The organism is Paenibacillus sp. EB106-06-01-XG199 (genome assembly GCF_058791575.1).
The window spans coordinates 33213-59456 of the sequence record NZ_JBYTDQ010000006.1; the positions used below are offsets into that span (position 1 = coordinate 33213).

Sequence of the window (26244 nt, forward strand, 5' to 3'; positions counted from 1 at the left end):
GCTGTCAGCAGGTTTTTAAATATTTATTTGTCAAGCTGCATAACAAAATAGAGTTTTGCTCGTCATATACTTTATGGAATACAAGTGGCTGCAGCACAAATGATGTCGGTATTTGTTGTTTCTTTTTATGCGTCAAGTGATTACAATAGAAATATTGTTTCTGTGTCAAAGTTGTTTTCCAGGTTTATTCAACAATTAGAATGACCCTAATTCCTGAAAGGGGGAATACTAAAACTGAATAGGGGCAGAGAGCATGTTCAACAAAAGAAACCCAGTCATGACTGTCTGGTAAGCAGCAGGCAAGCATTGTAAATAGATCTTCAAGCAATCCTGTGTATATTCCACCATAAAGAAGGAATCCAATGATGAAGAAGAAAAAAATGAAAAAAAGGTATATTGCCCTTATAGCACTTGTAGTCATTCTCGCCGGGGGCTTTCTGTTTCAGAAACAGCTGGCCGTCGTGGCCTTTGATCTTTTCCTGTCAGACCGGGTCGAAAAAACATTGGCGGAAGAATCTTATCAGCCGCTGAACGACAAAGTCAAACCGGAGCCGGTTGTTTATAAAAGCGACCCGTTCTCTCTCATGCTTCTGGGTACAGACCAGCGTGACAATGAAACGGCGCGTTCCGATACGATGATCTATGCGGTCATTCGTCCAGAGGATTACAAAATGCTGCTCATTTCCATACCGCGTGATACGTATACCGAAATCATCGGGCATAATGACAACAAGAAAGACAAAATCACACATGCTTACGCATTTGGCGGCCAGCAAATGGCTAAGGATACGCTGGAGGCACTGCTGGGGCACGATATTCAATATTATGCCACAATTAATTTCCAAGGCCTCAAGGATGCGGTGAATGCCATTGGAGGCGTACCGCTGCCGATTAAGAAGGATATCGTAAACAAAGGCAAGGATCACGAGAAATTTACGATTGAGGGCGGCAAGCCGAACTACGATGGTGAAGAGGCGCTCAATTACACCCGTTACCGGGAGGACAGTGATTTTAACCGGACCAAACGGCAGCAGGTCTTTATTGATGTGGTTGCGAATAAAATGTTATCAATCAGTCAAATCGGCAAGATCCCTGAGCTGCTGGACATTATGGGTGAAAATTTCAAGACCGATATCGAGCCGTCCACCATTATTAGCCTGGCCAAGAAATTCATGAGCGGCAAAGACATGGATATTTCCAGCTTTACCGTGATGGGTGAAGGGGAGCGCATCAACGGATTGTATTACGATATCATAGATGAAGAAGACTTGAAGGAAGCGAAGGCCTTGATCGACAATTGGATGAGTGCCAGCACACCGGTTGATCAGCTGATTGAGCCGGGCAAAGCGGAGAACGCGCTGGAGCCCAAGGCTACAGCTCAAGCACAATAGAACGGTCGGGACCAATATCATATCCTAAAAAAAGCAGCAGCCATGTGCAAGGTTAGTGGCTGCTGCTTACTGTCTTCATGGTATAATGAGATGGAACTTATTGCTCGCTGAGGCGTATAACTACAATGGCCCTGTAACAAGGGGAAGGTAAGTGTTAATTCCTTCGGAACTCTTTGAGGAGGATCAAGAGATGAATATTGCGTTTTTTTTACTTCCGAAGCAGGAGGTCGCGTGCGTGACACTGGATTCAACGCTGCGGCAGACTTTGGAACGGATGGAATTTCACCGCTATACTGCTGTACCGATCCTGAACCGCAACGGGGAATATGCCGGAACCGTAACAGAAGGCGATTTGCTCTGGTACATGAAGGACTCGGGCGGGGCGGTTACGTTTGAAAATGCTTCGAAATATTTGCTTAAGGATGTGCCGCTGCGGATGAACAATCTGCCGGTATCGATCGACGCCGATATGGAGGATTTGATTAATCTGGCCAAGGTGCAGAACTTTGTGCCGGTGGTCGACGATATGAACCGATTTATCGGTATTGTCCGCCGGAGTCAAATTATTGAATATTGTGAGAAGGTTGTTTCGCGGCAATCGCAGGAATCGTTATAATTTATTGATGCATCAGATGCAAATGCAGCAAGGCCTGTATTTCCGGCAACAAACGGAATGCGGGCCTTTTTTGAAGAGGGATGGCCCGTAGAAGCGGTGTTAACCGGCCTATTGTCTGAAGACAAACTTGGCTCTTTCCGGGGGGCTGACCGTCCCGTGTGGCTGGGAAATATTTATGCTATAATGGAGAATAATGCTTTTTGCCGGAGGTTAAGAGACATGCCCAATGTGCCGAAGGATTTGGATGTGGCCAAACGCGCCAAGGTAATTGAGTGGTTAAAAACCGAAGTAATTGATCAAGTCTCAAGGCTGTTCAAGGCATTGTGGGAAGGCAGCACCGCCCGTGTGGGCGACAGTCTGGCCAGCCTGATTATGAGCTCATATATTCTGGGGCGCAGACTGGGTATTCCCTATCGGGAGCTGGATGATTTATTAATCGAAAAGCTTAGAAAGCACAGGCAGGAAGGGCATCAGCTTGAAGAATGGTACCAGGATATATCTGCGTTAGAAGAACATATGCGTAAGAGGTGAATACTGTTGAAATTTCGCTGGACATCTGTGGCATGGAGCATCGTCTACTTGCTGCTGCTGCTATCCTTATCAACCCCGCTGCTCATTATCACTACCCTTTTCTTGATTATTCCGGCTGTAGTGCTATTCACTACTCTGAGTACTAAACAGTTTATTGTACATCTACTGCCAGTACTGCTGATTGTAGGCCTGATTACGCCTGTTTACGTAGTGTTAGCGCTCTATTTCTTAATCCCGGCAATAGTTATGGGACGATGGTACAAGAAACGCGCTTCGGCGCTGTCGACCATCCTTGCGGGAACCGTTACGATTTTAGGCGAGTTTCTGCTGCTGCTGGTGATCGGTACGGCGCTGTTCAATTTTGATCTCTCCAGTTATGTCAATGATATGATGCAGATGGTTACGTCCCCGCTCTCTGATCTGGGCACGGGCAATCCGCTGATGACCGAGTTCAATCTTACATCTGAGGATGTAAATACAATCAGTCATATGACCATACAGGTTATTCCTATGACGCTGATTCTGAGCTCGTTTATGATGGCTGTAATCACCCACTCCATTGTCCGCCCCATCCTTAACAGCATGGACTATGCGGTTCCCAAGCTGAAGCCCGCGCGTGAATGGAGACTTTCAAGATCATTTATCTGGTACTATCTGTTGGGAGTCGTAATTAACCTGCTGTTTGGCAATTCTGACAACAGCTTTATGCTGATGATCTCGGCCAATCTGTTGCCATTGCTGCAAATCGTATTTAAAATCCAGACTATCGGATTCCTGTTCTTCGTGGTCTATGAGCGTAAATGGAGCAAGATTGTGGCGATACTGCTGGCACTGCCGGTTATTTGGCTGCCGGGATTATGGATTATCGGTATTATCGATATGGCGTTCCCACTGCGAGAGCTAGTGAAGAAATCGAAACGATAGGGTGAGAGCTCATGCCTAAATTTCTGCAAAGACGCTGGCACGGCTATCATACCGTATGGGCGTTCCTGCTGCTGCTGGTCCTTATTATAGTCGTCAGTATCTATAACTGGGCTCTGGGGATTGCCAGCCTGTTCCTGGCCGGCACTTTATGTTTCTCCATGCTGCAAGCGGAGATCTCATTCCGGCGCAACCTGGTGGAATATATCAACGGGCTTTCTTTCCGCATCAAGCGGGTGGAGGGTGAAGCTGTCAGCATGCTTCCGCTCGGCATTATCCTGTATAGCGAAGACCGGACGGTGGAGTGGAACAACCGCAATGCCGGTGACATCTTTTCCCGGAAGTCCCTGGTAGGTGAAGCGCTGCAGGAGCTGCTGCCTGAGGTGATGTCCTCTCTGACGGTAAATGTGCCGGTTAAGCGGGACCCTGCCAAAGAGGGCGTGCTCAAGGACATCAGACAGGAAATTTCAGTGGATGACCGGTATTATCAGGTTGTGGCCATACCCAGCGAGCGTCTGCTCTATTTGTATGACATTACCGAGCTTGTGGTTCTGCGGGAAAGGTATGAGGAAGAGAAGCTGGCCATTGGTATTGTGATGATGGACAATCTGGATGAAGCAGCTCAAGGCATGGATGATCAGCAGCGCACTTCGCTGATCGCCAAGGTAGCCAGTGAGATTACGGAGTGGAGCAAGCAGTTTGAAGTATACTTGCGGCGGTTGTCCTCAGAGCGCTACTTGATGCTGCTGAATCACCGCAGCCTGCAGGCGCTGGAAGAGAGCCGGTTCGTTGTACTCGACGAAGTGCGTGAAATGACGGCAGACCTCAAGGTGCCGATGACCCTGAGCATAGGCCTTGCCTATGGTTCAGAGTCCGCCAGTGAGCTCGGAGCGCTGGCGCAATCCAGTCTGGATATGGCGCTGGGCCGCGGCGGGGATCAGGCAGCCGTTAAGGCGGGCCAGAGGCTCTCCTTCTATGGAGGCAAGAGTAACGCGGCGGAGAAGCGCACGAGAGTCCGGGCGCGGGTCATTGCGCATGCGCTGCGTGACCTGATGCAGGAGAGCGACAGGGTGCTGATTATGGGTCACCGGGTCCCCGATATCGATGCCGTAGGGGCTGCTATTGGGCTGCTTAAGGCGGCACAGATGTACAATGTGGAGGCAAACATCGTGATGGAGACGCCTAATCCGTCCATCACTAGGATGATGGAGCAGATCCGCCGCGATGATGAGCTGTACAAAACCTTTGTTACTACAGAGCAGGCACTCCAGATGATGACTGAACATACGCTGCTGATTGTCGTGGATACGCACAAGGCCTCCATGACGATGGAGCCGCGCCTCGTGCAGTACGCCAGCCGCATTGTTGTTGTTGACCATCATCGCCGGGGTGAGGAGTTCATTAATGATGCGGTGCTGGTATATCTGGAGCCCTATGCCTCTTCCACCTGCGAGCTGGTAACAGAACTGCTGCAGTACATTCATGACAAGATTAAGCTCAGTCCGCTGGAGGCTACCATGCTGCTCGCGGGAATTACGGTCGACACGAAGCATTTCGCGTTGCATACCGGCTCGCGAACCTTTGAAGCGGCAGGGTTTCTGCGGCGGATCGGCGCGGACACGATCCTTATCCAGCGTATGCTGAAAGAGGATTTGCAGGAGTACATTTCCAAAGCAGAAATTATCAAACATGCCCGGATGGTGTATGATCATATTGCACTCGTTGTAACCTCACCGGGAATGAAAATTCCACAGCTCTTAATTGCCCAGACAGCGGATACGCTGCTGGGAATGACGAATGTGGTGGCTTCATTCGTGATCAGTGAGCGGCCTGACGGCCTCATCGGCATCAGTGCCCGGTCACTCGGACGAATGAATGTGCAGGTGGTCATGGAGAAGCTCGGCGGCGGAGGGCATTTGTCCAACGCAGCGGTGCAGCTCGAGGGAACATGCAAGCAAGCAGAAGCCAGACTAATGGAAGTTCTGGCTGAAATTGAAGCGAAAGAGGGGCTATTCGAATGAAGGTCATTTTTATAAAGGATGTTAAAGGTCAAGGCAAGAAGGGGCAAGTGAAAGAGGTGTCGGAAGGCTATGCAGCGAACTTTCTGCTGCCGCGCGGCTTGGTCCGCCCGGCCACAGACGGCAATGTGAAAACTTTGGAGAATCAGGCAGCAGCTGAGCAGCGCCGCAAGGACCAGGAGAAAGAGGAAGCGCAGCAGCTGGGTAAGAAGCTGGACGAGCTGACGCTGACCCTGAAAGCAAAATCGGGTGAAGGCGGCCGTCTCTTCGGCGCTATAACAAGCAAGCAGATCGCCGAAACTTTGGTGGAAACACAAGGGATCGTAATCGACAAGCGCAAAATTGAGCTGAGTGATCCCATTCGCCATGTAGGTACGTTTCAGGTAAGTGTGAAGCTGCATACTGAAGTAAAGGCTAACCTTACGGTTCAGGTAACGGAGGAGTAAGATGGGTGGAGATCTCTTTTTCGATCGGATTCCCCCGCAGAACCTGGAGGCAGAGCAGGCTGTAATCGGTGCTGTTCTGCTGCAGGATGAAGCGCTGGTTACCGCGATGGAGCGGGTGAATACCGAAGACTTCTACGATAAACCGCATCAAATGATTTTTGAGGCGATGGTGCAGCTCGGAGAAGAGAGCCAGCCGATTGATCTGGTTACGCTGACGTCCAGACTGCAGGATAAGGGGCAGCTTGAGGATATCGGCGGTGTCAGCTATTTAGCTAAGCTGGCGCATGCAGTGCCGACTGCGGCCAACGTGGAGTATTATGCGCAGATCATTGAGGAGAAGGCGATGCTGCGGCGGCTGATCCGTACAGCGACGCAGATCGTCAGTGAAGGGTACACCGGCGGTGAGGATGTCGCCGATATGCTGAGCGATGCCGAGCGGCGGATTCTGGAGATCTCCAACCGCCGGAGCGGCAGCGGCTTCATCGCCATCCGCGATGTGCTCATGCAGGTCTTCGACCGCGTGGAGCTGCTTCATCAGAATAAGGGGGGAACCTCCGGGATTCCGACCGGCTTTGCCGATCTTGATCATATGACTAACGGCTTCCAGCGTAATGACCTGATTATTGTAGCGGCCCGTCCATCCGTAGGGAAGACGGCATTCGCGCTGAATATTGCCCAGAATGTAGCAGTCCGTGCCAAAGAGACCGTAGCCATCTTCAGTCTGGAAATGTCGGCGCCGCAGCTGGTACAGCGTATGATCTGCGCGGAAGCCAACCTCGATGCCAACATTATGCGTACCGGTGATTTCAAAAGTGATGATGATTGGTCGAAGCTTACGATGGGGATTCAGTCCTTATCGGAAGCAGAAATCTATATTGATGATACTCCTGGGATCACGGTTACAGATATCCGGGCGAAATGCCGTAGGCTCAAGAAGGAAAAAGGCCTCGGCATGATCGTCATCGACTACTTGCAGCTGATTCAGGGACGCGGCAAGGGCGGGGAGAACCGCCAGCAGGAGGTCTCCGAGATTTCCCGTACCCTGAAGCAGATTGCCCGTGAGCTTGATGTTCCGGTCATTGCCCTTTCCCAGCTCAGCCGGGGTGTGGAGCAGCGGCAGGACAAGCGCCCGATGATGAGTGACCTTCGGGAATCCGGTTCCATCGAGCAGGATGCCGATATCGTAGCCTTCCTGTATCGTGATGACTACTATAACCAGGATACCGAAAAGAAAAATATCATTGAAATTATTATTGCCAAACAGCGTAACGGCCCTGTCGGCACTGTAGAGCTTGTGTTCCTGAAAAATTTCAACAAGTTCGTCAACTACGAGCGGGCACACGCTGAACCTTTTGCAGGGTAGATCATTTATTCGCAATTTCCGAACGATTGCACATTTCCTTGTGTGATCGTTCGTTTTTATTTGACTTTAAAAAGTACCGCTGTTACACTGGTTATTGTGCTTTAGCAGGTTAAAACTGCTTTGGCGTCCGGAGGGCTGCGTACATAAGAACGCTGTACAGAGCCCATATTATGAAAAATAATGGTGCTAGCTTGCACCTACGGAGGAATGAATATGTCAACGGTAGTCGTCGTGGGAACACAATGGGGAGACGAAGGCAAAGGGAAGATCACGGATTTTCTGGCAGAGAGCGCAGATGTGGTCGCCCGGTATCAGGGGGGTAACAATGCCGGTCACACGATTCTGATTGACGGAAAGAAATTCAAGCTGAGCTTGATTCCATCAGGTGTATTTTATAAAGAAAAGACTTGTGTAATCGGTAACGGAATGGTTATTAATCCGGAAGCCCTGATCCAAGAAATTAATTATATTCATGAGAACGGATTCGACACCAAAAATCTGGTGATCAGTGATCGTGCCCATGTCATTATGCCATATCATATGCTGCTTGATGCCTTGGAAGAAGACCGTAAAGGCCCGAACAAAATCGGTACTACACGCAAGGGAATTGGCCCGGCGTATATGGATAAAGCGGCACGCAACGGAATCCGGATCGCCGATCTGATGGATGCCGAGGAATTTGAGCTGAGACTGCGCCAATTAATGGAGGAAAAGAATCAGGTCATTACCCAGGTTTATGGAGCGGAAGCTTTGAACGTGGAAGAAATTCTAGTCAAATATCTGGAGTATGCAGAAGTGCTTCGCGGTTATGTGACGGATACTTCAGTGGTTCTGAATGATGCTATAGATGCTGATTCCAGAGTACTGTTTGAAGGTGCACAAGGTGTAATGCTGGATATCGATCAAGGGACTTATCCGTTTGTTACATCGTCGAACCCTTCGGCTGGCGGTGTGTGCATCGGGTCTGGCGTGGGCCCTTCGAAGATCAAGCAGGTTATCGGGGTTGCTAAGGCCTACACTACCCGTGTTGGCGACGGTCCGTTCCCTACCGAGCTGAACGATGCTACAGGTGATTACATCCGTGAAACAGGCCATGAATATGGTACTGTAACCGGACGTGCCCGCCGTGTGGGCTGGTTCGACAGTGTGGTTGTCCGTCATGCCCGCCGGGTCAGCGGAATTACCGGTCTGTCGCTCAACTCGCTGGATGTGCTTAGCGGCCTTGAGACGGTGAAGATTTGCACCGGCTATAAATTCCGCGGCGAGGTGATTACTCACTATCCGGCCAGCCTCAAAATGCTGGCTGAATGCGAAGCCGTCTATGAGGAGCTTCCAGGCTGGAGCGAAGACATCACCGGAGCGAAGACACTGGACGATCTGCCGGCCAATACACGCAGATATGTGGAGCGGGTATCGGAGCTTACGGGTATTCCGATTGCCATCTTCTCCGTAGGACGCAACCGTGAGCAGACCAATCAGGTTCTGCCTATCTATATCTAAGATTCCTGTAAGTAAAGGGGCCCTATGTGGGTCTCTTTTTTTTGTGCTTCAACAATTATGTAATATTTTGGTTTCCCGGAGCCGGTTCTAGTCAATACTGGGAGGATGAAAGCAATAACGCACTGATCCTCCAGAGATTGAATATGAACAGGGCGCAAGGGAGTGATGAAGATGAAGATAGTAAGACGTGCACTTGGAGTCTGCCTGATTGTCGTACTGGCCAGCGCACTTTCGGTTCTGACCACGGCATTCGTCGTCAATACGTATATACAGTCGGTGTTGGCCAGTTTTGATATAGAGCTGGAGGGCCCGTCACCGGGAATTGGCGGTTTTATTAAGAGCCTCACGGGAATGGGAGCCACAGATAACGCCAAAAATGTAGCTGAGGATGATAAAGGTGCTTCCGGTGCAAAGAAAGACAGCAAAAGTGAAACGGTGGATACACCAGAACAAAAAACGGAGAAGTCCGTGGAGGAAAAGGCGCCTGAGGATGCTTTGGCTGTAATGGGAGAGGCTTCCGGAGAGGAAGAACAAAGTGACAGTGCACTGGACCAGCAGCTGGTAATGACACCGGAAGCGATGGGTGAGCTCAAGGACAGTCTGCCCATGGATGAGAAATCCAATATTTTCAATATCCTGATGACCAAACTTCCGCAGGAGGAGATGCAGAAAATCTCAACGGCGATGGAGGATGGGTTGACGGAGAATGAAGTGAGGGAACTGCAGCAAGTCATTGCCAAGTATGTGAATCCTGATGAATATGACACTTTAATGAAAATGCTTACACCAAATTCAACTGAGGGTACCACAAACTAAAAATTGTCATTTTTTGGACACGTACTTGATGTTAAAATGTCAAAATCATGGAAGAAACCCGCGATTATCGCGGGTTTTGTCTTTGGGGTAAAGTTGAAATTTTTCTGCCGTCTATGGTACAGTAAAAAAGGACTATAAGGGGTTAATTTTTTGTAACCTTTTTAAATATAAGAAAAGTACGAATTTCACCTCATACTTTATGCTTATATTTTGGACGGAAACGAAATGCAGTTACACTAACGCACATAGTAAATAGATGCAGCAGCATATATAAAAGGGGTCGAATAACAAGGTTGGCCGCTTCTAAGCGGACTGAAAGGGAGAGTTTCATGAAAGGATTTAAGTTCATGCGCGGGATGGGGAAACTGCGGGACAAAGCAGAGACATCCGCAGAATTCAGCGCAGAAAGTCAAAAGGGCAGTTCTGCCTCTAGCGAAACTAACGTCTTTTATCAAGAAACCAAACCTCGGAGATTCCGGCGGTCCTGGATAGCAGCTTCTGCCGGTCTGGTGCTTCTGGCGGCCTTTTCAATCACGGCAGAGAAGAAATATGTGACCGCGAACACGGTAACCTATTATAAGGTGCTGGTTAAGGGTGAGGAAATCGGAAAGATCAGCGAGGAAACGGAGCTGGATCGGCTGTTCGAAGAGAAGCAGCAGGAATATCAGCTCAAGTATCCGGATTCAGTGATGGTGCTGCAAACAAGCGGCATTACGACAGAGGCGGAAAAAGCGTATAAACCGGAGATAGACAGTGCCGCTACGCTGGACAAGCTGGATGGCATGCTTAAAGCTTATGCAGTGGGAGTGCAGCTGACGGTGGATGGCAAAGCTGTGGGGATTGTCAAGGATCAGGAGACAGCGAATGCCGTCCTGCAGGGCGTGAAAGAACACTACGTTCCGGCTGCCGCAGTTTCAATGGGCACCCAGCTCAAGAAGACAGCAGCTACGCGTTCCGCGAAGGCGGCTGCACCGGCAAATGCAGACAAGGTAGAATCGGTTGCCATTCAGGAGGACGTTTCCGTTGTTCCTGTCAAGGCGGACCCCACCCAGGTGCTGAGCGTCCAGGAAGCGGTCGAGGTGCTCACCGAGGGGAAAGAGGAGCCGCTTGTTTATGCGGTTCAGGAAGGGGATACCGTCTCTGGGATTGCCAAACGTTTTGAGATTACGCAGGCTGATATTTTCCGCAACAATCCGTCGGTGAAAGAGCTGACCCTGCAAATTGGAGACGAGCTGCAATTGACCGTACCACAGCCAGAGCTTACTGTAGTAACCGTAGAGCAGGTATCGGAGCAGCTTGTCACTGAGCCGGAAGTGATTGTCCGCAAGAGCGATGAGCTGGCAGCAGGCAAGAGCAAGGTTGTCCGGGCAGGACAGACCGGCCTGAAACAGATGAAGTACAGGGTGACCAAGGAAAATGGTCTCGTAGTGAAGGAAGAATGGATGGGCCAGGCGGTTCTGAAGGCTTCCTTGCCTGAGGTGGTCTATCGCGGCACGAAGGTAGTCGGCGAAGGAACGGGCATGTTTGCCTGGCCGGTCAGTGGGGCGAGCCTCTCCAGCAGCTTTGGCCAGCGCTGGGGACGAAGCCATAAAGGAGTCGATCTCGTATCCGGTAACCGGACCATCACAGCTGCAGATGCCGGGACAGTTACTTTTGCAGGCGTACAGAGCGGCTACGGCAATGTGGTCATTGTGGATCACAAAAACGGATATGTCACCTACTACGGCCATCTGAGAAGCATCTCAGTATCTGTCGGCCAGCGGCTGGAGCAGGGAGCCAGCATTGGTGTTATGGGCAACACGGGGCGTTCAACCGGTACCCACCTGCATTTTGAGATCCGCAAGAACGGCACAGCGGTCAATCCGCTGAGATATCTGAAATAATCCATAGGTTATAATCAGCCGTCCGAGTTTTCGGGCGGCTTTATCTTTTAAAGCTAAAAATATATTGATGAGCAGGATGAAAGTACAGTGCTATCCCCACTTCGTAGGATGTGACGCCAGTGCAGGTATGTTAAAATAAGAGAATGAGTGATTAGTACGCTTAGAAAGGTGAAGCTGAGCATATGCAGATGGGAACGATTCTGGTAGTAGACGATGAACAGCCTATTGCTGATATATTAAAGTTTAATCTCGAAAAAGAGGGCTATGAGGTAATCTGTGCCTTTGACGGCAACAGTGCTGTGGAGCTGGCTCTGTCCAGACGGCCCGATCTGATGCTGCTTGATCTGATGCTTCCCGGCAAGGATGGCATGGATGTCTGCCGTGAAGTGCGCTCTGCGCATTTGGACATCCCGATCATTATGCTGACAGCTAAAGACGGTGAGATCGACAAAGTGCTGGGTCTGGAATTGGGTGCGGATGATTATGTAACCAAGCCTTTCAGCACGCGAGAGCTGCTGGCCAGAGTCAAAGCTCAAATGAGGCGCCAGCATAAGCCATCGCCGTCGGAAATGCTTAGTGAAAGAGCGGAGAGCAAACAGGGCGTCAATCATTTCGGCCTGTTCGTTGATACCGACATGTACATGGTTTATAAAGACGGAGAGCCGCTCGATTTAACACATCGTGAGTATGAGCTGCTCTATTATATGATTCGCCACGCCGGCAAAGTAATGACCCGGGAGCATCTGCTGCAGGCGGTATGGGGCTTCGAATACTTCGGGGATGTGCGGACCGTGGATGTCACGATCCGCCGGCTGAGAGAAAAAATTGAGGAGAATCCCAGCAAGCCGGAATATATCTTCACCCGGCGCGGACTCGGTTATTTGATGCATAGCCCCAAAAGCGGGGGGCTGTGATGAAAGGGCGGTCCTTTTTCCGGACGATTCAGGCCAAGCTTATCATTATTTACGTGCTGCTGATTCTGATCGCGATGCAGCTGATCGGTGTATATTTTGTCAGCTCGATGAAGAATTCACTGACTGATAACTTCACCAAAGATTTAAAGGCACGGGCAGAAATGTTGTCGATCCTTACGGCAGATAAACTGGGCAGCGAAGCCGGAACAGCCGGTGAAGAGACTGCGGTGGAGAGTCTGCGCGGAATGGTCAATAATCTGTATATCAGCGGAGCTGAAATTCAGGTACTGGATGCCAGCGGTAAAATTATTACGACATCTGTCCCTTCGCAAAACGATTATGTCGGGCAGCGGAACACACAAACCGTGGTCAGCCGTGCCCTGCAAGGCATCAGCGATAATGAGGAATATATCATTGCCGATGATAATGTGCGCAAGAAGGTGGTCGCCAAGCCGGTTCTCTCCGGCGACAAAGTGGTAGGGGCGATTTATATTGCTGCCGATATGAAAGATTTATACGCCACGATGAGCCGGATTAATAGCGTGTTCCTCTCCGGTCTGCTGCTGGCGCTCGCCCTGACGGCCGTTCTGTGTGTCATTCTCGCCCATACAATCACCCATCCTATCAAGGAGATGACCCGGCATGCCACAGCGGTTGCTGAGGGCCGGTTCAACCGTAAGATGCCTGTGTTCGGCAATGATGAAATTGGGCAGCTCAGTCAGGCGTTCAACTACATGACAGGAAGGCTCCGCGAAGCGCTGTCGCAGAATGAAGAGGAGAAGGAGAAGCTTGCTTCCATCCTGACCAACATGAGTGACGGCGTGGTTGCTACAGATGAAAGCGGCGTGGTAATTCTGATGAATACCCGGGCAGCAGATATGCTGGGAGCGGAAGGCCCGCTTCCGGAAGGGGCACCGCTTGATGAGCTGCTTGGTCTCGATCATGAGCAGTCGGGGTCGCTGGCGCAAGGCAACGCCCAATCAGCAATGCTTCATCTCTCGCCAATGGGCGGAGGCGAGCCCAATATCGTCCGGGTCACCTTCACCCCCATTCACCGACGTGAAGGCGGAGGGATTGCCGGAACCATTGCGGTGCTGCAGGATGTTACCGAGCAGGAGAATCTGGAGGAATCGCGGCGGGAGTTCGTGGCGAATGTCTCGCATGAGCTGCGGACTCCACTGACGACGATCAAGAGCTATGTTGAAGCGCTTGATGATGGTGCGCTTGATGATCCGCAGCTTGCTGCGCGGTTTGTCGGAGTCATCCGCAATGAGACAGAACGGATGATCCGGCTTGTTACGGATCTGCTGCATCTCTCGCGGCTGGATTCGAGGGAATCGAGCCTGCGCATTCAGCAAACGGATATCTCCGAGATGCTGGAGGATGTGGCTGACCGCTTCTCCTTCCAGATTCGCCAGAAACGAATTCATATCAGTACAAGAGTGCGCAAGGAAGTCGCCACGGCCTGGCTGGACCGCGATCAAATTGATCAGGTGCTGGGCAATTTGGTCTCCAATGCGCTGAAATATACGCCAGAAGGCGGAACCATTCAATTGGAGGCACTGAAAACCGAAGATGGAATGCTGGCCGTTTCTGTACGTGATTCCGGGATTGGGATTCCCAAGAAGGATATCGAACGGATTTTTGAACGTTTTTACCGGGTTGATAAAGCCCGCTCGCGCAATATGGGCGGCACCGGACTCGGGCTGTCCATTGCCCGGGAAATTGTCAAGGCGCATGGAGGGTCAATTTCCCTGCAGTCAGAGCTTAATGAAGGCTCGCTGGTAACCTTCACACTGCCTCTGAAAGAGCAAAGGGGGAGTGTATTGTGAAGGAAACAATCAAGTCATGGATACTTGCCCTGCTCGTTTGCGGAAGTCTTGTAGAGAGCTATTATCTGATCTACCGGCTGCCGGGGAGCGACTCAGCGGTGATGTCAGAGAACTTGTATGTGAAGACAGATAATATGGGGCCCAAAGAAAAAGTTGAGAATCTGCTCTACCCTGATAAAATGATCATTCATATGGGGGAGGACAAGCATACGCTGTTTTATCCCGGCTCCACCTTCTATGACCTGATCATGAACCGGCTGAAAGGACGCGGGTTTGAGAGCTTTCAGCGGCGCTCGGTGCAGGATTTCGATTGGGACAAGATCCGCCGTGAGAATTCGGGCATTGAGCTGTCCTTTGGTGCCGGCATTCCGGTAACCTTGCTGCAGCGGGTAATGCAGCTCGCTCCCGATTCGCTGTTCCAGGGAGAGAGCATTGACCGGATATGGATTTACAATATTAAAAATGATTCCAAGGCACATGCCGTCTTTTTCAGTACTAGAGGCGATATCGTATATGAAGCGGCTAAGGCCGATTTGACCGTTCAGGACGTGCAGCAGCATGTAGATTTCGGTACGAATTGGACGCCATACACCGCAGTAAATGGCGATTATTATGTGCCGGAAGAAAAAATATCGCTGGTTGAGGTGGAAATGCCCTCCGGCATGTACACCATTGAACAAATGCAGAACAATCTATTCTTTGATGCCGGTAGCACCAGATATATTCCAGAGAAGGATGGCTCAAAGATTTATACAGACAGCAAACGCAGCCTGCAGGTTGATCAGGAACAGAACTGGATGAGCTATAGCGATCCGGCTGCGCTTCCTGCGGGTGAGAGTACACCTGCGAAGGATGCCCTGGAAGCGGTGGATTTTGTCAACAAGCATGGTGGATGGAACGGTACATACCGTCTGGCATCAACGGAGGAGGGCAACCAGGAGCTGACCGTTTCCTTCCAGCAGTACTACGGTTCTTATCCGATTATGAGCAAGCCAAAGCTGCAGTATGGTGTTATTAACCTGGAGCTGCAGCAGGGCACAGTATCCTCCTATGAGCGATCGCTGATGTATACAGAAGAGGGAAAAGCCGTTAAACAGGTTGTGGAGCTTCCCGGTGGCGATGAGCTGCGGGCTAAGCTGGCCCAATTCAGCGAAGCTTCGCCTGTGAAGGATTTGACCCCGGCCTATGTTGCTTCAGTAAACGGGGAGAAGCTGAAGCTCCTGCCGGTATGGCGGGTAACGCTCCGTGACGGCACTTTCCTTACACTGAACTAGAGTAATAGATGCGCGGGAAGGCACACGACGAAGCAGAATCACGAAGTGAATGCTCACAAACGAAGCGGATGCTTCCGAAGCTAGTTTGTTCGAAGCAAATTCAATGAAGTAAATGCTCACAAACTTTAAGGAGGAGCGGTATGGACTGGGGAAGAGCCAAAAATGTGCTGATTTACGCCTTTCTGGTATTGAATCTGCTGCTTTGTTATCAGCTCTGGATGGACTTGCGCGATCAGGCCAGTGCCAATCTGGATTTCACTTCCCTGTCCGCAGAAACGCAGGCGGTGATGGAACAGAAGGGGATTCGTGTGTTGTGTCCCATTCCGGCTGCCACTCCGCAGCTGCCCGATATCACTTACCGCTACTCCGGGGAAGAGCAGAATGAGGAGCCGGTTGAACTGAAGGTGCCGATAGACAGCAAGCTGATTTATTCATCATTTGCCGAACTGAGCAGTTCACTGGCAGACCAGATCACAGACATCGCCAATTATCGCTTTGATTCGCAGGAGAGCGAGGTCGGCAAATTTGTACTTCATCCACTGGTTGACCATAAATGGTCTTTATTCAGAGTGCGGCTTGAGTTGATAAACAGCGATCAAAAAATTGTGGCTTACCGTTGGCCGAAGATTGAAATCGGAGCTACAAACAGTGACGAAGATATCCAGAAGGTGCTTCCGGCCTCACAGGCACTCAGCAGCCTGATTGAGAAATATTTTCCGGCGGATTCGGTAGTTAAAGAGATTGAGCTTGGCTATTATGGGGAATTGTTCAACTCTGAAAGCCAGGTGGCTTCGCCAATGTGGCGCTTTATGCTGGAGAACGGCAACGCCTATTACGTCGATGCCATCAGTGCGGACATCATCAGTCCGAAGACAACAGAGTAGAAGGAGCAGGAGAGAGATATGGGGATTTCATTTACGGTACTGTCCAGCGGTTCTACCGGCAACGTAACAGTGGTGCGAAACGGGGAAACGGCGCTTATGATCGACGCGGGCCTCAGCGCCAAACGAATCGACGAGCTGCTCGCGATGCGTGAGATGACAGGCAAGGAGATAGACGGAATACTGGTTACGCATGAGCACTCGGACCATATCAAGGGACTTGGAGCGATGGCCCGCAAATACGATCTTCCGATCTACGCCAACTCCAATACCTGGGGGGCGATTGAGAAGGGCATAGGCACTATTGCCGAGCATAACCGGATTATTATGGAGACCGGACAGCACAGGGATTTCGGCAGTCTGCGGGTAGAGTCATTTGCAATCTCCCATGATGCGGCTGAACCGGTAGGGTACAATTTTTATGACGGCAAGGAGAAGCTTTGTGTTGCTACGGATCTTGGGTATGTTAGTGATAAAGTGCGGACGGCGATTGCCGATTCGGATGTGCTGGTACTGGAGGCCAACCACGATATAGAGATGCTGAGAATGGGGCGTTATCCGTGGAATACGAAACGGCGGATTCTTGGCGATTTAGGCCATCTCTCCAATGAGGCGGCGGGAGCGGCACTAAGCGAGATTCTTACCGGACGGACCAAACGGACCTATCTGGCTCACTTAAGCCGGGATCACAATATGATGGATTTAGCCAAAATGTCGGTGCGCGGGGCAATGGAAGACCGGGGCTGCTTTTTCAGAGACAGTGAGTTCAGATTGTGTGATACCTATTATGACCAGCCTACGCCGTGGGATAAGGTGAGCCAGTCATAAGCTGGTCTACCTCCGTAATTTTACGTTCCAACTCTTGGCGTGAGAAAAGCCCTTTATCAATCAACAGCTCGATCATAGCGCTTTGAACCAGGATCAGATGATAGTGTTCATCCTTAAGGTCACCCAGTTTGCCGATAAATTGCACCAGATCCATACTTGTTGAAAAAGATTCCATATTTATTCCTCCTTTTGAGCTAAACGAATGCTGATCTGTAAAAAATTTGTAGGGTTTTTGCGTCAGAAAAAACGTGGGTGCTAGCCCTGCCTGTGATACAATCATAAAGAGCAGAATTTAGCCTGAGTTTAAATAGTACTTCTATTATTGTAGTCTTTTAAGTTGGAAAATATTCCGGATTGAAGCTTATCCTTTTTTAATATGTTGCAAGAATAGGAGACCCCTTGCGCTTATAACACACACATTTGTGGTGAATGAATGAAGTGAAACCTTTTAGAGCTTTCAGGAGTCTAAGAGATAAAGCGGAAAGCTCGGGCGTGGTTGCTTGGCGTTCAGGTTATGGATGCAGTGGCAATAGAGGGGAGAGGATGTAACGGTGGGACTGTTTGATGATGATTTTTATTCAACCAAGGTACCTCGGCGCGAAGGCAGAGGGCAGGAACCCTCTAAGGTCTTAACGAGCCGGAATTGGTCTGCCCGCAAATCACGGCGGAGCCTGGCAACTTGGCAGGTGTCTGTCATTAGCTCAGTGATCAGTGCGGTGGTTGCAGTGCTTCTGTTCAGTCTGGCTACAGGCCAGTTGACACAGGAGAAGGCGGAGCAGCCGAAAGTGATTGAGAAGGTGACTGCAAGCAGCGGTGACCCGTATGAACGGATTGTTCAGGCTGCGGCTCTTGTCCGGCCGGCCGTTGTGAGCATAATTAATCATAAAGAAGATAATAAGGAACTTAACATTCTCGATGAGTCGGCACTTGGCTCGGGAGTGATCTATAAGAAGGACGATAACAAGGCCTTTATTATTACCAATAATCATGTGATTGAGGGCTTCGGCAAGCTGGAAGTGGTTACGGTGGATGGTGAGACACGCAAGGCAACACTTGTGGGTACGGATAAAGTAAGTGATATCGCAGTGCTCTCCATTGATGCCAAAGGCATTACCACAGTCGCCCAGATTGGTGATTCCTCCAAGCTGCGGTTTGGGGAGACGGTCATTGCTATCGGCAATCCGCTGGGACTCGGCGATAGCCTGACCTCGGGGATTGTCAGCTACACAGAACGGACCATTCCCGTATCATTGAACCAGGACGGTGTCTATGACTGGGAGCAGGAAGTCATTCAGACAGATGCTGCAATTAACGAGGGCAACAGCGGAGGCGCGCTGGTCGATCTGGACGGCAAGGTGATTGGTATTAATACAATGAAGATTTCCGATACAGGCGTGGAGGGACTTGGTTTTGCCATCCCGGCCAATCATGTTATGGAAACGGCGGGTGAGCTTGAGGCAAACGGGAAGATTTCCCGCTCTTATCTGGGAGTGTATTCCGTGGATTTGAATAACCCTTATGTGCCGCTCGCGGAAGACCAGCGCAAGGAGCTTAATCTGCCAACCACCGTTAAAGACGGAGTAGTTGTGCTGGATGTAGTAGGGCCGGCCAAGGATGCAGGACTGCAGTTCAATGATGTGATTACCAAGTTTGACAATGAACCGATCACATCGACCCTTTCGCTGCGCAAGTATCTGTATGATCACACCAAAATCGGAGATGATCTGAAGATTACTTATTACCGTAACGGAGAGGTAAAACAGGTGACGGTGAAACTTCTTGAAAAACAAAAGGAATAAAAGCGGCATCAGCCGTATATAATAATGTGGCAGTCAAGATCAGCGAGACGGCCCAGCCGTCCTTATTATAAAATTAAGGACGGCATCCGTTTCGAAGTCAAGTCATCTGGGTATATTACTTAATATGGATGCAAATCGCCCTTTTTATAAAGACTGGTAGCCCTTACATTGGGAACAACACCTTATAAGGGGAAATACGGATATATTCGGATGTTGGCTTGCCTTTGTAACTCCGGTGTGGTAACATGAGATTAATCATACATTTGATACCTAATTCTCGTATTGAAAAGGGCTGTCAATGGTAATACAACCTTTTTCAATGTGTGAATTTTTTCTTTGTTTGAAGATAAAAAGAACATATTAATTTAAATTTGTGGAGGTAACACACATGCAAACAGGTACAGTTAAATGGTTCAACGCAGAAAAAGGATTCGGTTTCATCGAAGTTGAAGGCGGAAGCGACGTATTCGTTCACTTCAGCGCAATCACTGGCGACGGCTTCAAAACTTTGGACGAAGGCCAACGCGTTGAATTCAACGTTGTTCAAGGCAACCGCGGACCACAAGCCGAAAACGTTGTAAAACTGTAATAATAGAAGCACCGTCCCCGCTTTTGCAAGTTGGGACGGTCTTTTTTTATAAGATCAACTGCTATATCATCATGAAACCACAACATGATCTTGAAGTAGAGCAACTGCAAATGAAGGATTGTAAGCATCTTAGAAAGAGTATAATTGGATGCTTTTTTACTTGTTTCTCAACTTGTAACATAAAGGAAGGGAGGAACGGCAATGAACTACCGGAAGAAGCCTTTAGAGGAAGTACCGGAAGAAAATACCGCAATTTGGGCCTGTACCAATGATGGATGCAACGGATGGATGAGGGATAATTTCGCATTTGAACATGCGCCTTCTTGCCGTCTCTGTCATGCCCCAATGGTTCGCAGCATGAAGATGCTGCCGCAATTGCTTAATTCTAATGGCGATCTCAAATCGCTGAAGAAGGGTATTTCGATTACCTAACCAATGCCTTTATGAGTCAAGCTTTCTATAGAACGACGAACAAATCCAAGACGGTAAAACCGTCTTATTTTTTTTGCTTTCTGAACGTAATATTGTGATATTTGTCACAAATTTATTGTTTTTTAGGCTGAATCCGGGTGTATAATGTGATAATTATCACACTTTAAGCCTTAAATTTTTGACAGAATAGACATAACGAATGGGGAGAAGAAAGGGGAAGAAACATGGATACAGTTATGCTGTCGCGTATACAATTTGCGTCGACGACGATCTTTCATTACTTCTTTGTACCGGTATCTATTGGACTTGCACTCTTGATTGCGATCATGGAGACGATGTATGTCCGAAAAGGCAACGATGAGTACAAAAGAATGGCGCAGTTTTGGGGAAAGCTATTTCTCATTAACTTCGCAGTAGGGGTAGTAACAGGGATATTGCAGGAATTCCAGTTCGGAATGAACTGGTCCGATTATTCCCGCTTTGTCGGGGATGTATTTGGGGCTCCACTTGCCATTGAAGCGCTGCTGGCGTTTTTCCTGGAGTCTACATTTATCGGCCTATGGATTTTCGGCTGGGACAAAGTCTCCAAGAAGATTCATTTACTGTCCATCTGGATGGTAGCGCTGGGAACGATGTTATCGGCATTCTGGATTCTCGCAGCCAATTCCTTTATGCAGCACCCTGTTGGTTTTGCGATGAATAATGGCCGGGCCGAAATGAATGATTTCCTGGCTTTGATGACAAACGGACAATTGCTGGTGGAATTCCCGCATACGGTGCTCGCGGCTTACGCTACAGGGGCATTTCTGGTTACGGGCATCAGTGCCTATAAAATGCTCAAGAAGCAGGATGTGCCTTTCTTTAGAAAATCGTTCGAAATTGCGGCGATTGTCGGCATTGTCTCCTCCATGGGGGTAGCCGTTGCAGGTCATGCCCAAGCGCAGTATCTGGTAGAGACGCAGCCGATGAAGATGGCAGCTACGGAAGCCCTTTGGGAGGACAGTGGTGACCCTGCGGCTTGGACAGCCAGTGCTTTTATCGATCCTGACAATAAATCAAACTCTGGGGAAATCAAGATTCCTTATATGCTGAGTTTCCTGTCCTACAGTAAGTTCTCCGGTGAAGTTAAAGGGATGAATACGCTGCAGGCTGAATACGAACAAAAATACGGCCCGGGGGATTATATCCCGCCTGTGCGTACGACGTTCTGGAGCTTCCGGATCATGGTGGTTGCAGGCACGCTGATGATTGTGCTCGGCATGTATGCGATGTATCTGATGTGGCGCAAAAAGATGGAACGTCCGAACACCTGGTTTATGCGGTTCATGTTCTGGGGGCTGCTGCTTCCGCCAATTGCTAATACTGCAGGCTGGATCATGACAGAGATCGGACGTCAGCCTTGGACGGTATTCGGATTAATGACGACAGAAGACAGTGTGTCTCCTAATATATCGGCTGGACAGGTGCTGTTCTCGGTGATCTCCTTTACGGCGATCTACGCTATTCTGGGAGCGGTGCTGATCGGATTGTTCATCAAAGTTATTAAAAAAGGCCCTTATGCCATGGATAACGATCACGATCACGGTCAGTCGCATGATCCATATAATAAGGAGGGATCGCATGCTTTCTCTTAATGAATTGTGGTTTGTGCTGATTGCGGTATTATTTATCGGATTTTTCTTCCTGGAAGGCTTCGACTTTGGCGTAGGAATGGAAACACAGTTCCTGGCCAAGAATGATACGGAACGCCGGGTGCTGATCAACTCGATCGGGCCGTTCTGGGATGCGAATGAGGTATGGCTGCTGACGGGCGCTGGCGCGATGTTCGCTGCTTTCCCCAACTGGTACGCAACGCTGTTCAGCGGATTCTATATTCCGTTCGTCTTTGCCCTGCTGGCGCTGATTGCCCGCGGTGTCGCCTTTGAATTCAGAGGCAAGCGTGATTCACTGGCCTGGAAAAGAACCTGGGACGCCTGCATCTTCTTCGGCAGCTTCCTTCCGCCGTTCCTGCTGGCAGTAGTGTTCGCGAGCTTCATTAAAGGACTTCCGATTGACGGTGACATGCAGATGTATGCCGGATTCTTCGACATCGTGAATGTGTATACCGTAGTCGCAGGGATTACTGTAGTGCTGCTTTGCCTGGTGCATGGCCTGATGTTCACTACGCTCCGTACGGTTGGTGATCTGCAGGTTCGTGCGCGCAAGCTGGCGCAGAAGCTATTGTTCCCGCTGGCTGCGCTGCTGGTTGCTTTTGTAATTATGACTTACTATATGACAGATGTATTTGAACAACGTGGTGCAATGCTGCTGGTATTAGTGATTCTAGGCATTGCCGCCTTCGTTCTGTCCGGCTATTTCATGACCAAGAAGAAAGACAGCTGGGCGTTCGGGATGACCGGAGCGGTTATGGCTTTGTCGGTGATGTCGATATTTGTGGGCCTGTTCCCACGGGTTATGATCAGCTCTATTGATGAGGCGTTTAACCTGACGATCACCAATGCGGCTTCGGGCCATTATTCACTGAAGGTGATGTCGATTGTAGCGCTGACGCTGCTGCCGTTCGTGCTCGGTTATCAGATCTGGAGTTATTTCATCTTCCATAAACGGGTTCACGAGAAGGAGCATCTTGAATACTAATGGATAAAAATTTGCTTGGGTACAAAGGAGTTAAGCCGGTCTTTCTGATCGTAGGCTTCCTTACCCTGGTGCAAAGCCTGTCCATTCTTCTGCTGGCCAAGTCACTGGCAGAAGTAGTCTCTGCGCTATTTGCGGGAGAACCGCTGAAGGAACAAGGGGCGACAATGCTCTTGTTCCTTCTTGCGTTTCTTGCACGCCATGCCTGCGCCATGCTGATGAGCCGTGTCTCTTACCGCTTCGCGGAGAACACCGGCAGCAGTATGCGGAGACAAATGATGGACAAGCTGTTCCAGCTGGGACCGAGGCTGGCGGGCGACCGGGGAACGGGAAATCTGGTTACGCTTGTGCTTGAAGGAGTAACGAAGTTCCGCACCTATATAGAGCTTATTATTCCGCGGATGGTAGGGATGGCAGTAACACCTGCCTTGCTTCTGGTATACATCTATACTCTGGATGCGTCGAGCGGTGTTATTCTTACCCTGACGATGCCGATTATTATCGTCTTTATGATTCTGATCGGAATGACCGCCCGCAAGCAAATGGACCGCCAGCTGAAGTCCTACCGGACGCTGTCCAATCATTTTGTTGATTCGCTGCGCGGGCTGGAGACACTGAAGTTTCTCGGGCGCAGCCGCAGTCATAGTGACAGTATTGCCGAGGTCAGTGACCGCTACCGTTCGGCTACAATGCGTACGCTGCGTGTAGCATTTTTGTCTTCCTTCGCGATGGACTTCTTCACGATGTTATCTGTGGCCTCAGTAGCTGTAAGCCTTGGCCTGCGGCTGGTCAATGAGCAGATGACCCTGGTTACCGGGTTAACCATTCTAATCCTGGCGCCGGAATATTTCCTGCCAGTCCGGCTGGTCGGTGCGGATTTCCATGCTACGCTGGATGGCAAGGAAGCCGGTGAAGCAATGAAGGACATTATCGACCGGGATACGGTAACAGCGGAGGTATTGAAGCCTGAGGGAATGGAAGCTATTACAGCCGCGCCGTCTCCTGCCGCTGTATTTTCTTGGCGGCAGGATAGTGTGCTGAAGCTGGAGCAGGTTGGCATTAAATATGAAGCAGACGGGATCGCCTCACTGGAGGGCGTTAACCTGGAGTTCAAGGGTTCTGCGAAGATTGGAATTATCGGAGAGAGCGGCGCGGGTAAATCCACACTGGTCGATATCCTGGGCGGCTTTCTGCATCCTACCTCAGGGAGCATAAGCATTAACGGGAACCTTGTCAGTGCGCTTACCGATGAGGAGTGGCGCAAGCAGACCTCATATATTCCGCAGCGGCCGTATATTTTCAGCGGTACGCTGGCGGATAATGTGCGTTTCTATTACCCGGAAGCTTCGAAGGAAGCTGTGGCTTCGGTGATTGCCGCCGCTGGATTATCCAAGCTGGTGGAGTCGCTGCCAAGCGGACTGGATGAAATGATCGGCGGCGGCGGCCGTTCGCTCAGCGGCGGTCAGGAACAGCGCGTCGCGCTGGCCCGCGCACTGCTGAGCAGCCGCCCGGTCATGCTGCTCGACGAGCCGACCGCCCATCTCGACATAGAGACGGAATACGAGCTGAAGCAAACAATGCTGCCGCTATTTGCAGGGAAACTTGTGTTTCTCGCCACCCACCGCCTGCACTGGATGATCGATATGGATCTGATTGTCGTGATGCAGCAGGGACAGGTGGCCGAGGTTGGTACCCATCCGGAGCTAGTTGCCCGGCGAGGTGCTTATTATGAGCTTATTCAAAGTCAATTGGAGGGAATCCATTGAAACGTGAAGGATGGTTTGCTCCCTATGTCTCCCCTTATTTCTGGCGGTTTCTGCTGATTATCGTGCTGGGTGTGTTGACGATTTTCTCAGCATCGTCCCTGATGTACACCTCGGGATTTCTGATCTCAAAGGCGTCCATACCGCCAGAAAATATACTGATGATCTATGTGCCGATTGTCGGCGTGCGCACATTCGGGACGAGCCGGGCGGTCATCCACTATGCGGAACGCCTGGTCTCGCATGATACGATCCTGCGGATTCTCTCGAAGATGCGGATCCGGCTGTACAATATCCTGGAGCCGCAGGCGCTGTTTCTATCTTCGCGGTTCCGTACCGGGGATATTCTCGGCATGCTGGCCGACGATATTGAATATTTGCAGAATGTGTATCTGCGCACTGTATTCCCGAGCATTATTGCTCTCCTGATCTATGCGGCGGCGGTGATTTCCATCGGTACGTTTGATCTGGCTTTCGCTCTGCTGATGGGACTCTATATGCTGGTGCTGGTAGTTGTGCTGCCGCTGATTTCCCTGCTGCTGACACAAAAACGCCAGCGGCAGGTGAAGCAGGAGCGCAACCGCCTCTACCAGAAGCTGACCGATGCTGTGCTGGGGATGGGCGACTGGGTGATCAGCGGACGGCAGGGCCAATTCGTGGAAACCTACGAGGCCGATGAGCGGGCTGTCGCCCACACCGACGGAGCGCTGCGTCGCTGGGCGCGCCTGCGCATGTTCATCGGGCAGGCGGTTGTTGGCATCGGCGTGCTGTCGATGCTGTACTGGGCCGCCGGCCAATTCGCGGACGGGGCCATTGCCGGAACGCTGATTGCAGCGTTCGTACTGGTGGTATTTCCGGTAGCAGATGCTTTCCTGCCGGTCTCGGAAGCGGTCGAGAAGATCCCGCAATACCGCAATTCGCTGGAGCGCCTGGCCGGTGTGGAAGCCGCGGAAGGAAGTGTGGCGGGGGCAGCGCCGGATTCGGGTAAGGCTGACACTGCCCGCCATGTGGATGCTGCGGTCAAGGCGATCAAGGAAACTGGGCAGGCGCTTATCCGGCTGGAGAATGCCGGTTACCGTTATGCTGCAGGGGATGACTGGTCAATCCGCAATCTGACGCTCAATATTCCTCAAGGCCGGAAGATTGCCGTTATCGGGCGCAGCGGGGCAGGGAAATCGACACTGCTGAAGGTGATTCAAGGCGTCATTACGCCTTCCGTCGGTTCGGCCACGATTAAGGGCATTGAAGCTTCCGCTTATGGGGAGAGAATTCCGCAGCTTATTGCCGTGCTGAATCAGAGCCCACACTTGTTTGACACTACCGTAGCCAATAACATCCGGCTTGGTGACCCCGGGGCGTCTGATGAGGACATTAAGCAGGCAGCCAAACTGGCCAATCTGGATACATTGATCTCATCGCTGCCGGAAGGCTATAACACAGCGGTGCGCGAGGCGGGCCAGCGCTTCTCCGGCGGGGAACGCCAGCGGATAGCCCTGGCGCGGATTCTGCTGCAGAATACACCGGTAGTTGTGCTCGATGAGCCAACCGTCGGGCTTGACCCGCGTACAGAGCGGGATCTGCTGGCTACTATGTTCGAGGCCATGGAGGGCAAGACGCTGATCTGGGTCACCCACCATCTTGTCGGTGCAGAGCAGATGGACGAAGTGATCTTTATGGAGAACGGGTTCGTGGAAATGCGCGGCACCCATGCCGAGCTGATGGACAAGGAACCGCGCTACCGCAAGCTGTATGAGCTGGACCGGCCAAGCGGGTTCGTGAGCACGGGAGCAGGAGAATAGAGATGTATACGAAA

23 protein-coding genes are annotated in these 26244 nt (G+C 50.6%); 22 read left to right on the top strand and 1 reads right to left on the bottom strand.

Annotation, left to right across the window (positions count from 1 at the left end):
* Positions 1-365 precede the first annotated feature (365 nt).
* From AC3WT9_RS21350 to AC3WT9_RS21420, 15 genes are all read left to right on the top strand, one after another.
* Entirely contained in the window at positions 366-1391 is a 1026-nt protein-coding gene (locus tag AC3WT9_RS21350; protein ID WP_445745008.1) for an LCP family protein, read from the top strand.
* A gap of 190 nt (positions 1392-1581) precedes the next feature.
* Positions 1582-2007 (top strand): CBS domain-containing protein, encoded by a 426-nt coding sequence (locus tag AC3WT9_RS21355; protein ID WP_020425709.1) that lies wholly within the window; start codon positions 1582-1584, stop codon positions 2005-2007.
* Positions 2008-2226: 219 nt separating this feature from the next.
* The gene (locus AC3WT9_RS21360) at positions 2227-2538 is read left to right on the top strand and encodes a MazG-like family protein (protein ID WP_036706324.1); all 312 of its coding nucleotides are present in this window, start codon (positions 2227-2229) and stop codon (positions 2536-2538) included.
* 6 nt (positions 2539-2544) lie between these two features.
* Positions 2545-3462, top strand: coding sequence for a DUF2232 domain-containing protein (locus AC3WT9_RS21365; protein ID WP_341097460.1), 918 nt, complete (start codon positions 2545-2547; stop codon positions 3460-3462).
* Positions 3463-3473: 11 nt separating this feature from the next.
* Entirely contained in the window at positions 3474-5480 is a 2007-nt protein-coding gene (locus tag AC3WT9_RS21370; RefSeq protein ID WP_341097459.1) for a DHH family phosphoesterase, read from the top strand.
* Positions 5477-5923 carry a 50S ribosomal protein L9 gene (rplI, locus tag AC3WT9_RS21375; protein WP_038598236.1) on the top strand — a complete coding sequence of 149 codons (447 nt, stop codon included), beginning with the start codon at positions 5477-5479 and terminating at the stop codon, positions 5921-5923. Before AC3WT9_RS21370 ends, rplI begins: the two co-directional genes overlap by 4 nt.
* A gap of 1 nt (position 5924) precedes the next feature.
* Positions 5925-7286 carry a replicative DNA helicase gene (gene dnaB, locus AC3WT9_RS21380; RefSeq protein WP_341097458.1) on the top strand — a complete coding sequence of 454 codons (1362 nt, stop codon included), beginning with the start codon at positions 5925-5927 and terminating at the stop codon, positions 7284-7286.
* A gap of 213 nt (positions 7287-7499) precedes the next feature.
* Positions 7500-8786, top strand: a complete 1287-nt coding sequence (locus AC3WT9_RS21385; RefSeq protein WP_341097456.1) for an adenylosuccinate synthase — start codon at positions 7500-7502, stop codon at positions 8784-8786.
* 171 nt (positions 8787-8957) lie between these two features.
* Positions 8958-9602 (top strand): hypothetical protein, encoded by a 645-nt coding sequence (locus AC3WT9_RS21390; RefSeq protein ID WP_341097454.1) that lies wholly within the window; start codon positions 8958-8960, stop codon positions 9600-9602.
* Positions 9603-9931: 329 nt separating this feature from the next.
* Positions 9932-11485, top strand: a complete 1554-nt coding sequence (locus AC3WT9_RS21395; RefSeq protein ID WP_341380301.1) for a peptidoglycan DD-metalloendopeptidase family protein — start codon at positions 9932-9934, stop codon at positions 11483-11485.
* A gap of 182 nt (positions 11486-11667) precedes the next feature.
* Positions 11668-12399, top strand: a complete 732-nt coding sequence (gene yycF, locus AC3WT9_RS21400; RefSeq protein ID WP_038598226.1) for a response regulator YycF — start codon at positions 11668-11670, stop codon at positions 12397-12399.
* Entirely contained in the window at positions 12399-14231 is a 1833-nt protein-coding gene (gene walK, locus AC3WT9_RS21405; protein WP_341380300.1) for a cell wall metabolism sensor histidine kinase WalK, read from the top strand. Before yycF ends, walK begins: the two co-directional genes overlap by 1 nt.
* On the top strand, positions 14228-15505 hold the full coding sequence (locus AC3WT9_RS21410; protein ID WP_341380299.1) for a YycH family regulatory protein: 1278 nt from the start codon (positions 14228-14230) through the stop codon (positions 15503-15505). The genes walK and AC3WT9_RS21410 overlap by 4 nt, the downstream gene beginning before the upstream one ends.
* A gap of 140 nt (positions 15506-15645) precedes the next feature.
* Complete coding sequence (gene yycI / locus AC3WT9_RS21415) at positions 15646-16389, top strand: two-component system regulatory protein YycI (RefSeq protein ID WP_341380298.1); 744 nt, start codon at positions 15646-15648, stop codon at positions 16387-16389.
* An 18-nt stretch (positions 16390-16407) separates the two neighbouring features.
* Complete coding sequence (locus AC3WT9_RS21420; protein WP_038598218.1) at positions 16408-17214, top strand: MBL fold metallo-hydrolase; 807 nt, start codon at positions 16408-16410, stop codon at positions 17212-17214.
* Here the strand turns inward: AC3WT9_RS21420 and AC3WT9_RS21425 are convergent.
* The gene (locus tag AC3WT9_RS21425; protein WP_038598216.1) at positions 17183-17389 is read right to left on the bottom strand and encodes a hypothetical protein; all 207 of its coding nucleotides are present in this window, start codon (positions 17387-17389) and stop codon (positions 17183-17185) included. The genes AC3WT9_RS21420 and AC3WT9_RS21425 overlap by 32 nt on opposite strands.
* 376 nt (positions 17390-17765) lie before the next feature.
* Here AC3WT9_RS21425 and AC3WT9_RS21430 point away from each other — a divergent pair, with 376 nt between their 5' ends.
* The 7 genes from AC3WT9_RS21430 to cydC all read left to right on the top strand — a co-directional run bounded on the left by AC3WT9_RS21430 (position 17766) and on the right by cydC (position 26230).
* Positions 17766-19013: a S1C family serine protease gene (locus AC3WT9_RS21430; protein WP_341097443.1), complete on the top strand. Its 1248-nt coding sequence runs from the start codon at positions 17766-17768 to the stop codon at positions 19011-19013.
* Between the two features lie 388 nt (positions 19014-19401).
* Positions 19402-19602 (top strand): cold-shock protein, encoded by a 201-nt coding sequence (locus AC3WT9_RS21435; protein ID WP_019914582.1) that lies wholly within the window; start codon positions 19402-19404, stop codon positions 19600-19602.
* 201 nt (positions 19603-19803) lie between these two features.
* Positions 19804-20034 carry a cold-shock protein gene (locus tag AC3WT9_RS21440; protein ID WP_038598212.1) on the top strand — a complete coding sequence of 77 codons (231 nt, stop codon included), beginning with the start codon at positions 19804-19806 and terminating at the stop codon, positions 20032-20034.
* A gap of 224 nt (positions 20035-20258) precedes the next feature.
* On the top strand, positions 20259-21668 hold the full coding sequence (locus AC3WT9_RS21445) for a cytochrome ubiquinol oxidase subunit I (protein ID WP_341097442.1): 1410 nt from the start codon (positions 20259-20261) through the stop codon (positions 21666-21668).
* Positions 21655-22671, top strand: coding sequence for a cytochrome d ubiquinol oxidase subunit II (cydB, locus tag AC3WT9_RS21450; RefSeq protein ID WP_341097441.1), 1017 nt, complete (start codon positions 21655-21657; stop codon positions 22669-22671). Before AC3WT9_RS21445 ends, cydB begins: the two co-directional genes overlap by 14 nt.
* The gene (gene cydD, locus AC3WT9_RS21455) at positions 22671-24434 is read left to right on the top strand and encodes a thiol reductant ABC exporter subunit CydD (RefSeq protein ID WP_341380297.1); all 1764 of its coding nucleotides are present in this window, start codon (positions 22671-22673) and stop codon (positions 24432-24434) included. Before cydB ends, cydD begins: the two co-directional genes overlap by 1 nt.
* Positions 24431-26230 carry a thiol reductant ABC exporter subunit CydC gene (gene cydC / locus AC3WT9_RS21460; protein WP_341380296.1) on the top strand — a complete coding sequence of 600 codons (1800 nt, stop codon included), beginning with the start codon at positions 24431-24433 and terminating at the stop codon, positions 26228-26230. The genes cydD and cydC overlap by 4 nt, the downstream gene beginning before the upstream one ends.
* The last annotated feature ends 14 nt before the right edge of the window (positions 26231-26244 follow it).

Excerpts from the sequence above, each read along its gene's own strand:
- AC3WT9_RS21360 (WP_036706324.1), top strand. The coding sequence starts at position 2,227 with ATGCCCAATGTGCCGAAGGATTTGGATGTGGCCAAACGCGCCAAGGTA.
- AC3WT9_RS21395 (WP_341380301.1), top strand. The coding sequence starts at position 9,932 with ATGAAAGGATTTAAGTTCATGCGCGGGATGGGGAAACTGCGGGACAAA.
- AC3WT9_RS21350 (WP_445745008.1), top strand. The coding sequence starts at position 366 with ATGAAGAAGAAAAAAATGAAAAAAAGGTATATTGCCCTTATAGCACTT.
- AC3WT9_RS21445 (WP_341097442.1), top strand. The coding sequence starts at position 20,259 with ATGGATACAGTTATGCTGTCGCGTATACAATTTGCGTCGACGACGATC.
- AC3WT9_RS21390 (WP_341097454.1), top strand. The coding sequence starts at position 8,958 with ATGAAGATAGTAAGACGTGCACTTGGAGTCTGCCTGATTGTCGTACTG.
- cydD (WP_341380297.1), top strand. The coding sequence starts at position 22,671 with ATGGATAAAAATTTGCTTGGGTACAAAGGAGTTAAGCCGGTCTTTCTG.
- dnaB (WP_341097458.1), top strand. The coding sequence starts at position 5,925 with ATGGGTGGAGATCTCTTTTTCGATCGGATTCCCCCGCAGAACCTGGAG.
- AC3WT9_RS21355 (WP_020425709.1), top strand. The coding sequence starts at position 1,582 with ATGAATATTGCGTTTTTTTTACTTCCGAAGCAGGAGGTCGCGTGCGTG.
- AC3WT9_RS21425 (WP_038598216.1), bottom strand. The coding sequence starts at position 17,389 with ATGGAATCTTTTTCAACAAGTATGGATCTGGTGCAATTTATCGGCAAA.
- AC3WT9_RS21440 (WP_038598212.1), top strand. The coding sequence starts at position 19,804 with ATGAACTACCGGAAGAAGCCTTTAGAGGAAGTACCGGAAGAAAATACC.
- AC3WT9_RS21435 (WP_019914582.1), top strand. The coding sequence starts at position 19,402 with ATGCAAACAGGTACAGTTAAATGGTTCAACGCAGAAAAAGGATTCGGT.
- rplI (WP_038598236.1), top strand. The coding sequence starts at position 5,477 with ATGAAGGTCATTTTTATAAAGGATGTTAAAGGTCAAGGCAAGAAGGGG.
- AC3WT9_RS21385 (WP_341097456.1), top strand. The coding sequence starts at position 7,500 with ATGTCAACGGTAGTCGTCGTGGGAACACAATGGGGAGACGAAGGCAAA.
- AC3WT9_RS21370 (WP_341097459.1), top strand. The coding sequence starts at position 3,474 with ATGCCTAAATTTCTGCAAAGACGCTGGCACGGCTATCATACCGTATGG.
- cydB (WP_341097441.1), top strand. The coding sequence starts at position 21,655 with ATGCTTTCTCTTAATGAATTGTGGTTTGTGCTGATTGCGGTATTATTT.
- walK (WP_341380300.1), top strand. The coding sequence starts at position 12,399 with ATGAAAGGGCGGTCCTTTTTCCGGACGATTCAGGCCAAGCTTATCATT.
- yycF (WP_038598226.1), top strand. The coding sequence starts at position 11,668 with ATGCAGATGGGAACGATTCTGGTAGTAGACGATGAACAGCCTATTGCT.
- yycI (WP_341380298.1), top strand. The coding sequence starts at position 15,646 with ATGGACTGGGGAAGAGCCAAAAATGTGCTGATTTACGCCTTTCTGGTA.
- AC3WT9_RS21420 (WP_038598218.1), top strand. The coding sequence starts at position 16,408 with ATGGGGATTTCATTTACGGTACTGTCCAGCGGTTCTACCGGCAACGTA.